The sequence below is a fragment of the Corallococcus sp. EGB genome, assembly GCF_019968905.1.
Lineage (GTDB): Bacteria > Myxococcota > Myxococcia > Myxococcales > Myxococcaceae > Corallococcus.
This window is the reverse complement of the sequence record NZ_CP079946.1, coordinates 3,260,028-3,272,616: the sequence shown is the minus strand read 5'-3', so window position 1 is coordinate 3,272,616 and position 12,589 is coordinate 3,260,028. Positions and strand designations below refer to the sequence as shown.

1 protein-coding gene (running past one end of the window) is annotated in these 12,589 nt (G+C 69.1%); it reads left to right on the top strand.

Translation table 11 applies throughout. The features are described from left to right. Positions 1–12,589: the 3' end of a non-ribosomal peptide synthetase gene (locus KYK13_RS13920; protein WP_223644875.1), read on the top strand. 16,757 nt of this gene lie to the left of the window's left edge; only the last 12,589 of its 29,346 coding nucleotides appear in the window; its start codon lies beyond the left edge, outside the window; the stop codon is at positions 12,587–12,589.

Below are 12,589 nucleotides of genomic sequence, written 5' to 3'. Positions count from 1 at the left end.
CGCCGGCCGCACCCATGGGGAGACCGAAGGCCTCATCGGCTTCTTCGTCAACACGCTGGTGCTGCGCGGCCGGGTGGATCCACGAGCGACCTTCCGTGAGTTCCTCGCCCAGGCGCGCCGCACGACGCTCGCGGCCTACGAGCACCAGCACGTGCCGTTCGAGAAGCTGGTGGAGGTCCTCCAGCCCTCGCGCGACCTGAGCCGCAGCGCGCTCTTCCAGGCGATGTTCTCCCTGCAGAACGCGCCCACGGAGACGCTGCGACTCCCCGGTCTGTCCTTCCAGACGGTCCCGGTGGACACCCGTTCCGCCAAGTTCGACCTCACGCTCACCCTCGTCGAGTCGCCCCAGGGCTTCATCGGACTGCTGACGTACGCCACGGACCTCTTCGACGCGTCGACCGTGCAGCGCATGGTGGGCCACCTGGGCGTGCTGCTGGAGGCCATCGCCGCGCGGCCGGACTCGACGCTCGCGAGCCTGCCCCTGCTCACCCCGCCGGAGCGCCAGCAGCTCCTCGTTGACTGGAACGGCCCCCGCGCGGAGTTCTCTCGCGACCTCTGCGTCCATGACGCCTTCGCCGCCCAGGCCCTTCGGACTCCCGACGCCCTGGCCGTCCTCTGCCGGGAGGAGCAGCTCACCTTCCGGGAGTTGGACGCCCGCGCCAATCAGCTCGCCCACCGGTTGGTGCAGCTGGGCGTCGGCCCCGACGTGCGCGCCGTGCTGTGCGTGGAGCGCTCCGTGGAGGCCCTCGTCGGCATCCTCGGCATCCTCAAGGCCGGTGGCGCCTACGTCCCCATCGACCCCAGCTACCCGCGCGAGTGGCTCGCCCACGTCCTCGCCGACACGGGCGCTCCCGTGGTGCTCACCCAACAGCGTCTTCGCGACTCCCTGCCGCCGCACTCCGCGCACACCCTCTGCCTGGACTCCGACGCGGACTCGCTTTCCGTTGAGCCCTCCCATGCGCCCGTGACATCCGTCACGCCCGAGCACCTCGCCTACATCATCTACACCTCCGGCAGCACCGGCCGTCCCAAGGGCGTGATGATTCAGCACCGCTCCGTGCTGAACCTGCGCACCGCCCTCGCCTCCACCGTCCACGCGGAGGCCCAGCCCGCGGAGCGCGTCAGCGTCAACGCACCCCTCTCCTTCGACGCCTCCGTCAAGCAGCTCCTCCAGGTGCTCGACGGCCATCCCCTCTGCATCGTCCCCGACGAAGCCCGCGCGGACGTCGGTGAGCTGGTGAAGCGCATCGCCCAGGACTCGCTCGACGTCCTCGACTGCTCTCCCGCGCACCTGCGTCTGCTGGTGGATGAGGGCCTGCTGGAGCGCACCTCCATCCCCCGCCGCGTCCTCGTCGGAGGGGAGGCGGTTGACCCCGCCACCTGGCGCACCCTCGCCCAGGCTCCTCGTCCCCGCGTCTTCAACGTCTACGGCCCCACCGAGTGCACCGTCGACGCCACCGCCTGCGCCTTCGCGGACTCCCCCAGCCCCACCATCGGCAAGCCCCTGCCCAACGTCCGCGTCTACGTGCTGGACAAGACGCTGCGCCCGGTGCCCGTCGGTGTCGCCGGCGAGCTCTTCATCGGCGGCGAGGGCGTGGCCCGCGGCTACCTCAACCGCCCCGAGCTGACGGCGGACCGCTTCATCCCCGATGCCTTCGCCTCCACCCCGGGCGCCCGCCTTTACCGCACCGGCGACGTGGTGCGCTGGCGCGCGGATGGGATGCTCGACTACCTGGGCCGCGCCGACTTCCAGGTGAAGGTCCGTGGCTTCCGCATCGAGCTGGGCGAAATCGAGTCCTGCCTGCTGCGGCATCCCGCCGTGCATCAAGCTGTCGTCCTCGCCCGCGAGGACGTGCCCGGAGACAAGCGGCTCGTCGCGTACCTGGTCCCCGAAGCAGGCCAGTCCCTCGATGACACGGAAGTGCGTGCCTTCCTCAAGCAGCACCTGCCTGAGTACATGGTGCCCTCCGCGATGCTGGTGCTGGAGGCGCTGCCGCTCAACACCAACGGCAAGGTGGACCGCAAGGCCCTGCCCGCGCCGCAGGGCACCGCGCTCGCGTCCAGCTATGTCGCGCCGCGCACGCCCGCCGAGGAACAGCTCGCGGCCCTCTTCGCGCAGGTATTGCGTGTGGAGCGCGTGGGCATCCACGACGACTTCTTCGCGTTGGGCGGCCACTCGCTACTGGCTACCCAGCTCGTCTCTCGCGTGCGTTCCACCTTCCGCGTGGAGCTGCTGCTGCGTTCGCTCTTCGAAGCCCCCACGGTCGCTTCGCTCACGGAGCGGATTCAGGCGAGCACGCCGAACCATCACCTGCCGCCGCGCACCCGCGTCACGCGTGACGGCCCGGTGCCCCTGTCCTTCGCGCAGCAGCGGCTGTGGCTCTTGGATCAGCTCCAGCCCGGAGACGCCTCCTACAACATTCCCACCGCGCTCCAGCTCACTGGACGCCTGGACGTGGAGGCCCTGCGCCGTGCCTTCGAAGCGCTCGTCCAGCGCCACGAGGCCCTGCGCACCACCTTCCACCAGCATCTGGACCAGCCCATCCAGACCGTCCACGCGCCTGGCGAGTGGACGCTGCCGCTCGTCGACCTCTCCGCTCGACCGCAGGCACTGCGCGAGGAAGAAGCGCGACGGCTGGCCGATGAAGAGGCGCGTCGGCCCTTCGACCTTGCCCGAGGCCCGCTGCTGCGCAGCACCCTGGTGCGCCTGACGGACGAGTCGCACCTGCTTCTGGTGACGATGCACCACATCGTCTCCGACGGCTGGTCCATGGGCGTGCTGGTTCGCGAAGTGGCCACCTTCTACGCGGCGTTCTCCACCGGCAGCTCGCCAGCACTGGCGCCGCTGCCCGTGCAGTACGCGGACTTCGCGACGTGGCAGCGGAACTGGCTCCAGGGAGACGCCCTGGATGCGCAACTGGGCTACTGGAAGCAGCAGCTCTCCGGAGCGCCGGCCGCGCTGGAGTTGCCTACGGACCACCCGCGTCCGCCCGTGCAGTCGCACCGGGGCGCCACGCTGGACGTGCGCATTCCGACCCGTGTCGCGGTGGCGCTCAAATCGCTGTCCCAGCGTGAAGGGGCCACGCCCTTCATGACGTTGCTGGCAGCGTTCCAGGTGTTGCTGTCGCGCTACTCCGCGCAGGACGATATCAGCGTCGGCACGCCCATCGCGGGCCGCACCCAGGCGGAGACCGAAGGCCTCATCGGCTTCTTCATCAACACGCTGGTTTTGCGCGCGCACTTGAACCCGCGCTCGACATTCCGCGAATTGTTGGCCCAGGTGCGCGGCACGACGCTCGCGGCCTACGACCATCAGCACGTGCCGTTCGAGAAGCTGGTCGAAGCCCTGCAGCCCGTGCGCGACCTGAGTCGAAGCCCGCTCTTCCAGGCCATGTTCGTCCTGCAGAACACGCCGACGGAGACACTGCGTCTGCCAGGCCTGTCCTTCCAGGCCCTGCCGCTGGAGATCCACTTCGCGAAGTTCGACCTCTCGCTCGGCCTGCGAGAAGTCCGGGATGGATTCGTCGGCACGTTCGATTACGCGACGGACCTGTTCGACGCGGCGACCATCCAGCGCATGGCGGGGCACTTCAGTGTGCTGCTGGAGGCCATCGCCGCGAAGCCCGAGACGAGACTGGGTGAGCTGCCGCTGCTGACGCAGGCAGAGCGCCAGCAGTTGCTCGTCGAGTGGAACCCGAAGTCGTCACACGCGATTCGCGAGCCCAGCATCCCCGCGATGGTGGAGGCCCAGGTGCGCCGCACGCCGGATGCGGTCGCCGTCATCACGCCCGAGCGGCAGTTGACGTACCGGGAGCTGGACGCGAAGGCCAATCAGCTTGCGCACCGTCTGCGCGGCCTGGGAGTCGGGCCCGAAGTCCGCGTCGGCCTGTGCGTCGAACGCACTGAAGACCTTCTCATCGGCACTCTCGGCATCCTCAAGGCCGGTGGTGCCTACGTGCCGCTGGACCCCAGCTACCCGCGTGAGCGCCTGGGCTGGCTACTGGAGGACGCCCAGGGCCCCGCACTCGTCTCGCACTCGCATCTGCTCTCTGCGCTGCCGGAGACTGCCGCCACGCCGGTGTGCCTCGACTCGGATGTGGAGCTGGCGAAGCAGCCGACGACGACTCCTGCGGTGGACATCCACCCGGGCCACCTCGCCTACCTCATCTACACCTCCGGCAGCACGGGCCGCCCCAAGGGCGTCGCCATCTCCCATGGCAACGCCGTCTCCTTCCTCCACTGGGCCCTGGAGACTTTCTCCCCGGAGGAGCTGAAGGGCACCCTCGCCGCGACGAGCCTCAACTTCGACCTCTCCGTCTTTGAACTCTTCGCGCCTCTCTCCAGTGGCGGCGCGGTGGTGGTGGCGCGCAATGCCCTGCACCTGGCGGAGCTGCCCACCGCTTCGCACGTCACCCTCGTCAACACCGTCCCCTCCGCCATGGCGCAACTGCTGCGCCTCGGCGCGGTGCCTCCCTCGGTTCGTGTCGTCAATCTTGCCGGTGAGGCCCTGCCGGAGACGCTCGCGAAGCAGGTCTACACCGTCCCAACGGTGCAGAAGCTCTACAACCTCTACGGGCCTTCCGAGGACACCACCTACTCCACCGCCTCGCTCGTCGGCCGCGACGAAGTGCCTCTCATCGGTCGGCCGCTGCCTGCAACGCGGGCGTACGTGCTGGACACTTCGCTGCAACCGGTGCCTGTCGGTGTGGCCGGTGAGCTGTACCTCGCGGGTGAGGGCCAGGCGCGTGGCTACCTGCTGCGCCCGGAACTCACCGCGGAGCGCTTCGTCCCCGAGCCCTTCGGTCCTCCGGGCGGCCGCATGTACCGCACGGGCGACCGCGTCCGTTACCGCCCCGACGGGTGCCTGGAGTACCTCGGCCGCATCGACTTCCAGGTGAAGGTGCGCGGCTTCCGCATCGAGCTGGGTGAAATCGAAGCAGCGCTTCGCCGTGCTCCGGGCCTCAAGGACGCAGTCGTCGTCGCCAAGGGCGAAGCCGCCGACAAGCGCCTCGTCGCCTACGTCACGCCCAAGGCGGAGGCTTCGCTGGAGGTGGAAGCCCTCAAGGCCCACCTGCGCCAGGGACTCCCTGAGTACATGGTGCCCGGCACCTTCGTGGTGCTGGAAGCCCTGCCCCTCAACTCCAACGGCAAGGTGGACCGCAAGGCCCTCCCGGAGCCCGAGGCGCCTCAGTCCGGCAGTACCTACGAAGCGCCTCGCACGGAAACCGAAGCGAAGCTGGCCTCCATCTGGGCGGAAGTCCTCCGCTTGCCCCAGGTGGGCGTGAAGGACTCCTTCTTCGAGCTGGGTGGCCACTCCCTCCTGGCCACCCAGGTGGTGTCGCGCGTGCGCGCGGAGTTCAACGTGGAACTCCCCCTGCGCGCCCTCTTCGAATCCCCCACCGTGGAGGCACTGGCCGGACGGCTGCACGGAAGCGCAAGCACCCATGCGCCGAACCTCACCCGCGTCTCGCATGACGGCCCGGTGCCCCTGTCCTTCACACAGCAGCGGCTGTGGCTCTTGGATCAGCTCCAGCCCGGAGATGCCTCCTACAACATTCCCACCGCGCTCCAGCTCACTGGACGCCTGGACGTGGAGGCCCTGCGCCGTGCCTTCGAAGCGCTCGTCCAGCGCCACGAGGCCCTGCGCACCACCTTCCACCAGCATCTGGACCAGCCCATCCAGACCGTCCACGCGCCTGGCGAGTGGACGCTGCCGCTCGTCGACCTCTCCGCTCGACCGCAGGCACTGCGCGAGGAAGAAGCGCGACGGCTGGCCGATGAAGAGGCGCGTCGGCCCTTCGACCTTGCCCGAGGCCCGCTGCTGCGCAGCACCCTGGTGCGCCTGACGGACGAGTCGCACCTGCTTCTGGTGACGATGCACCACATCGTCTCCGACGGCTGGTCCATGGGCGTGCTGGTTCGCGAAGTGACCACCTTCTACGCGGCGTTCTCCACCGGCAGCTCGCCAGCACTGGCGCCGCTGCCCGTGCAGTACGCGGACTTCGCGGCATGGCAGCGGAACTGGCTCCAGGGAGAGGCCCTGGATGCGCAGATCCATTTCTGGAAGCAGCAACTCTCCGGAGCGCCGGCCGCGCTGGAGTTGCCGACGGACCGCCCCCGTCCTCCGGTGCAGTCGCACCGCGGCGCCACGGTGGACGTGCGCATTTCCTCGGAAGTCGCTTACGCGCTCAAGTCGCTGTCCCAGCGTGAAGGGGCCACGCCCTTCATGACGTTGCTTGCGGCGTTCCAGGTGTTGCTGTCGCGCTACTCGGCGCAAGACGACATCAGCGTGGGCACACCGATTGCCGGCCGCACCCAGGCGGAGACCGAAGGCCTCATCGGCTTCTTCGTCAACACGCTGGTCCTGCGCGCACAGCTGAACCCGCGCTCGTCATTCCGTGAACTGTTGGCGCAGGTGCGAGGCACGACGTTCGCGGCCTTCGAGCACCAGCACCTGCCCTTCGAGAAGCTCGTTGAGGCCGTGCAGCCCGTGCGCGACCTGAGCCGAAGCCCGCTCTTCCAGGCCATGTTCGTCCTGCAGAACACGCCCACCGAGGCACTGCGTCTGCCGGGCCTGTCCTTCCAGGCCCTGCCGCTGGAGGCCCACTTCGCGAAGTTCGACCTTTCGCTCGGCCTGCGCGAAGGCCGGGACGGATTCGTCGGGACGCTGGAGTACGCAACGGACCTCTTCGATGCGGCGACCATTCAGCGCATGGCCGGCCACTTCGGCATGCTGGTTGAGGCCATCGCGAAGCGTCCGGATACGAAGCTGGGCGACCTGCCGCTCCTCAGCAAAGCCGAGCGCCAGCAGTTGCTCGTCGAGTGGAATCCGCCCGCCTCGCGGGAGCCGCGTGAGTCCAGCATCCCCGCGATGGTAGAGGCCCAGGTGCGCCGTACACCGGACGCGGTCGCCGTCATCACGCCCGAGCGTCAGTTGACGTACCGGGAGCTGGACGCGAAGGCCAATCAGCTCGCTCACCGTCTGCGTGGCCTGGGAGTCGGGCCCGAAGTCCGCGTCGGCCTCTGCGTCGAACGCACCGAGGACCTCCTCGTCGGTGTCCTCGGCATCCTCAAGGCCGGTGGCGCCTACGTGCCGCTGGACCCCAGCTACCCGCGTGAGCGCCTGGGCTGGCTGCTGGAGGACGCCCAGGGCCCCGCCCTCGTCGCGCACTCTCATCTGCTCTCTGCGCTGCCGGAGACTGCCGCCACGCCGGTGTGCCTCGACTCGGATGTGGAGCTGGCGAAGCAGCCGACGACGGCTCCTGCGGTGGCCATCCACCCGGGCCACCTCGCCTACCTCATCTACACCTCCGGCAGTACGGGCCGCCCCAAGGGCGTCGCCATCTCTCATGGCAACGCCGTCTCCTTCCTCCACTGGGCCTTGGAGACTTTCTCCCCGGCGGAACTGAAGGGCACCCTCGCCGCGACGAGCCTCAACTTCGACCTCTCCGTCTTCGAACTCTTCGCCCCGCTGAGCAGCGGTGGTGCGGTAGTGGTGGCGCGCAATGCCCTGCACCTGGCGGAGCTGCCCACCGCTTCGCACGTCACCCTCGTCAACACCGTCCCCTCCGCCATGGCGCAACTGCTGCGCCTCGGTGCGGTCCCTCCGAGTGTGCGCGTCGTCAACCTCGCCGGTGAAGCCCTGCCCGAGACACTCGCGAAGCAGGTCTACGCCGTCCCGACGGTGCAGAAGCTCTACAACCTCTACGGCCCCTCAGAGGACACCACCTACTCCACCGCCTCTCTCGTCGGCCGTGACGAAGTGCCTCTCATCGGTCGGCCGTTGCCCGCCACGCGGGCGTACGTGCTGGATGCTTCGCTGCAACCGGTGCCTGTCGGTGTCGCGGGCGAGTTGTACCTCGCGGGTGAAGGCCAGGCACGTGGCTACCTGCTGCGCCCGGACCTCACCGCGGAGCGCTTCGTCCCCGAGCCCTTCGGTCCTCCGGGCGGCCGCATGTACCGCACAGGCGACCGCGTCCGTTACCGCCCCGACGGGCGCCTGGAGTACCTCGGTCGCATCGACTTCCAGGTGAAGGTGCGCGGCTTCCGCATCGAGCTGGGTGAAATCGAAGCAGCGCTTCGCCGTGCTCCAGGCCTCAAGGACGCGGTCGTCGTCGCCAAGGGCGAGGCCACCGACAAGCGCCTCGTCGCCTACGTCACCGCTCGTGACGGCCACACGCTCGACTCTGAGACTCTCAAGGCCCACCTCCGGCAGCAGTTGCCCGAGTACATGGTTCCTTCCGCGCTCCTCGTCCTCGACGCACTCCCCCTCAACTCCAACGGCAAGGTGGATCGCAAGGCCCTCCCGGAGCCCGAGGCGCCTCAGTCCGGCAGTACCTACGAAGCGCCTCGCACGGAAACCGAAGCGAAGTTGGCCTCCATCTGGGCGGAAGTCCTTCGCCTGCCCCAGGTCGGCGTGAAGGACTCCTTCTTCGAGCTGGGTGGACACTCCCTCCTGGCCACCCAGGTGGTGTCGCGCGTGCGCGCGGAGTTCAACGTGGAACTCCCTCTGCGCGCCCTCTTCGAGTCTCCCACCGTCGAGGCGCTCGCGAATCGTCTGACTGGCCTCACCCGCACCAGCACCTCACCGCTCACCCGCGTCACCCATGACGGCCCGCTGCCCCTCTCCTTCGCCCAGCAGCGGCTGTGGCTCATTGACCAGCTTGAGCCGGGCAGCCCCCTCTACAACGTGCCCGTCGCCGTCCGACTGGAAGGCCCGTTGCGCGTGGACGTGCTGGAGCGGGCCCTCCAGGAAGTCGTGCACCGCCACGACGCCCTGCGCACCACCTTCACCCAAGCGGGAGGAGAGCCCGTCCAGCACATCCACTCCGAGGGCCTTGCGCCCCTGGGCCTGGTGGACCTCTCGGACGTGCCGGACGCTCAGCGCGAGCCCGAGGCGCGGCTGCGCGTTGAAGAGGAGATGCGCCGGCCCTTCGACTTGCGCACCGGGCCGCTCATCCGCACGCTGCTCTTCAAGCTCTCCGAAGCCGAGCACGTCCTCGTCGTCACCCTGCACCACATCGTCTCCGACGGCTGGTCCCTCGGTGTGCTGGTGCGGGAAGTCACGGCCCTCTACGCGGCCTTCTCCTCGGGCCAGCCTTCGCCTCTGCCCGCCCTGCCCGTGCAGTACGCGGACTACGCGGCCTGGCAGCGCCGCACGCTTTCAGGCGAGGCGCTGCGACGGGAAGTGGCCTACTGGGAGGAGAAACTCTCTGGCGCCCCCGCCGTGCTGGAGCTGCCCACCGACAGGCCGCGTCCGGCCGTCCGCAGCACCGCGGGCGCCACGTTCGGCTTCACCCTGACGAGGGAGTTGACGGAAGCCCTCAAGACGCTGGCTCACCAGGAGGGCGGCTCGCTCTTCATGGTGCTGCTGGCCGCGTGGCAGGGCCTGCTGTCGCGCTACACAGGCCAGCAGGACATCAGCGTGGGCTCGCCCATCGCCGGCCGCACCCGCGCGGAGACGGAGGGCCTCATCGGCTTCTTCGTCAACACCCTCGTGCTTCGGGCCCGGGTGGAGGCAGGCCAGTCCTTCCGCTCGTTGCTCAAGCAGGTGCGCGCCACGGTGCTGGACGCGTACGAGCACCAGGAGGTGCCCTTCGAGAAGCTGGTGGAGGCCCTGCAGCCGACTCGCAGCCTCAGCCACACGCCTCTCTTCCAGACGCTGCTCGCGCTACAGAACGTCCCCACCGCAGACGTACGCCTGCCAAAGCTTCGTCTGCGAGGCCTGGAGGCCACGCACTCGACTTCGAAGTTCGACGTGAGCGTCTTCTTCTCCGAGACGTCCGAAGGACTGCGCGGCACGCTGGAGTACAGCACCGCACTCTTCGAGCAGAGCACCGTGGAGCGCATAGCCAGCCATCTGCGCACCCTGCTGGAGGCCGTGGCCGCACAGCCCGAGCTGTCCGTGGCTGAGTTGCCCCTTCTGGCGGAGGAGGAGCGTCGGCGTCTGCTCTTCGAGTGGAACGACACGACCGTCACCAGTCCGACGGATGTGCCCGTCCACGTCCACTTCGCCCGGCAGGCTCAGCGCACACCCGATGCGGTGGCCCTGGTGCTGGGGGATGATTCGCTGACCTATGGACAGGTCGAAACCCGGGCCAACCAGCTGGCTCACCACCTGCGTGCTTTGGGCATCGCACCGGGTGCACGCGTGGGTCTCGCTGTCGAACGGTCCTTCGAGTTGGTGACGGCGCTCCTCGCCATCCTCAAGGCGGGCGCGGCCTTCGTGCCCGTGGACCGCAACGCGCCGGTGGAGCGAATCGCCGCGATGCTGGAGGACGCCGACGTCGGTGTGGTGCTCACGCACCAGCCCTTCGCGTCGCTGCTGCCTGCTTCCTGCACCCGCGTGTGGCTGGATGCACAGCAGGACGCCCTCGCCGCCCTGCCTACGCATGCACCCGACGTCCGCGTGGACGGTGAAGCCCTCGCCTACGTCATGTTCACCTCGGGCTCCACCGGCCGCCCCAAGGGCGTCTGCGTGCCTCACCGGGGCATTACCCGCCTGGTGCTCGGCAGCACCTTCATGCGCTTCGGGCCCGAGGAAGTCTGGCTGCAATTCGCTCCGGTTGCCTTCGACGCCTCCACCCTCGAAATCTGGGGCGCGCTGCTGCATGGCGCGAAGCTCGTCCTCGCTCCGCCCCACTCCCTCTCCCTGGAGGAATTGGCCGCCCAACTGCGCCACCACCGCGTGACGTCTCTCTGGCTCACCGCAGCCCTCTTCGAGCAGATGGCCCTCCACCAGGCGGAGGCCCTCGCGGCCGTGCGCCAGGTTCTCGCTGGCGGCGACGTGCTGCCCGCCTCCCGCGTGCGCGAGCACCTCGCCCGCCTCCCCGAAGGCTCCACCTTCATCAACGGCTACGGCCCCACGGAGAACACCACCTTCTCCACCACCTTCTCCCTGCGGCATGACTCCCGCGTGGAAGGCGCCATCCCCATTGGCCGGCCCCTCTCCAACTCCACCGTCTACGTGCTCGACGCCTCCCTCCACCCGGTGCCCACCGGCGTCGCGGGTGAGGTGTATGTCGGTGGCCAGGGCCTCGCCTGGGGTTACCTCCACCGGCCGGAGCTCACCGCGGAGCGCTTCCTCCCGCACCCGTTCGCCTCCTCCCCGGGCGAGCGCCTCTACCGCACGGGTGACAAGGCCCGCTGGAAGGAGGACGGCACCATCGACTTCCTGGGCCGCGTCGACTTCCAGGTGAAGGTGCGTGGCTTCCGCATTGAGTTGGGGGAAATCGAAGCCGCCCTGCGTGCCTTCGACGGCGTCCATGAGGCCGTCGTCGTCGCCCGAGGCACGGACGCGGACAAGCGTCTCATCGGCTACGTCACCGCACGCGACGGCAGCGCCTTGGACGCGGATGCGCTCAAGGCAAGCCTCAAGCAGCGGCTGCCGGAGTACATGGTGCCGTCGGCCCTCTTGGTGCTGGAAGCCCTGCCCCTCAATGCCAACGGCAAGGTGGACAGAAAGGCCCTGCCGGAGCCCAACGCCCACGCCACTGAGGCCCGGGATTTCGTTGCGCCCCGCGATGCGCTCGAAATGCAGCTCGCCCGCATCTGGGAGGACGTCCTCGGTGTCCACTCCGTCGGCGTCCGCTCCAGCTTCTTCGAGTTGGGTGGCCACTCCCTGCTTGCCGTTCGCATGGTGGCCTCCATCCGCGAGCAGCTCGGCCTCAGTCTTCCCCTCTCCGTCCTCTTCCAGCAGCCCACCATCGAGCAGCTCGCCCAGGTGCTGCGCGACGACTCCCAGGCCTGGACGCCCCTTGTCCCGCTAGAGCGTGGTGAGCCTGGAAACCGCCCCCTCTTCCTCGTCCACCCCGGTGGCGGCAACGTCCTCGCCTACTCGGAGCTGGCGCGCCGCCTGGGCCCCTCCCTCCCCGTCTACGGCCTCCAGTCCCGCGGCCTCGACGGACGACCCGTCGTCGAGTCCATTGAGGAGATGGCCTCCCTCTACCTCGAAGCCGTCCGCACCGTGCAGCCTCACGGCCCCTACCAACTGGGGGGCTGGTCCCTCGGCGGCGTCATCGCCTACGAGATGGCCCGCCGCCTGCGCGAGGCTGGCGAAGCCGTGGCTTTGCTCGCCCTCATCGACGCCCACACCCCTGGCCTCACGAAGCCGTCTGAGTCAGACACGCACCTCGACGCCGAGGCCCGCGCCAGGCTCGCCTTCGCCCATGCCACCGCCACCGCCTTCGGCCAGCACCTCTCCGCCCCGGACGAAGCCCTGGCACAGGACGACGACTCGATGCTGGGCCACCTGCTGCACCAAGGGCTCCAGGCGCGCATCCTCGACGCGCACTCCGGCCCGGCCCAGCTGCGCGCCCTCTTCAACGTCTTCCGGGCCAACCTCTTCGCCCACGAGAAGTACGTGCCCCGGCCCTACGACGGCACCGCCCTGCTCCTCAGCGCCAGTGAAGCCGCCTCCACGATTCCTTCTCACCGCGGCTGGGAGCCCCTGGTGCGCGGCGGCCTGGACGTCCACTCAGTCCCAGGTGGCCACCACGAGCTGATGCAGGACCCGCACCTCGGGCCCGTCGTCGAACACCTGCGGGAGGCCCTGTCCGCCGTCGCGCGGCAGGAGGTGACCGGAAGTTGA